Below are 511 nucleotides of genomic sequence, written 5' to 3' on the forward strand. Positions count from 1 at the left end.
ACGACACGCCCGCGCGCCGCGCACGGCCCGTCTCCGGCCACGCCCGCTCCTCGGCGAGCAGCTCGATGTCCCCGGCCGTCCAGTCGACGTGCGACGACGGCTCGTCGGCGTGCAGGGTCCGCGGCAGGACGCCGTGGCGCATCGCCATCACCATCTTGATCACACCACCCACACCGGCCGCCGCCTGCGTGTGACCGATGTTCGACTTCAACGAACCCAGCAGCAGCGGCTGTTCACGGTCCTGGCCATAGGTGGCGAGCAGGGCCTGCGCCTCGATCGGGTCACCCAGCGGGGTACCCGTGCCGTGCGCCTCCACCGCGTCCACGTCGGCCGACTTGAGCCCGGCACCCGCCAGCGCCTGCCGGATCACCCGCTGCTGCGAGGGACCGTTGGGCGCCGTCAGACCGTTCGACGCACCGTCCTGGTTGACCGCCGAACCGGCGACCACGGCCAGGACCCGGTGGTTGTTGCGGCGCGCGTCCGAGAGCCGCTCCACCAGCAGCAGACCCAC

Annotated in this window: 1 protein-coding gene; it reads right to left on the reverse strand. The window is 72.4% G+C overall.

Annotated elements, in window-relative coordinates:
- On the reverse strand, positions 1 to 511 hold a 511-nt coding region (locus AQJ58_RS40240), incomplete at both ends, for a polyketide synthase (protein WP_199844812.1).

This window comes from Streptomyces sp. DSM 15324 (genome assembly GCF_001514285.1).
Lineage (GTDB): Bacteria > Actinomycetota > Actinomycetes > Streptomycetales > Streptomycetaceae > Streptomyces.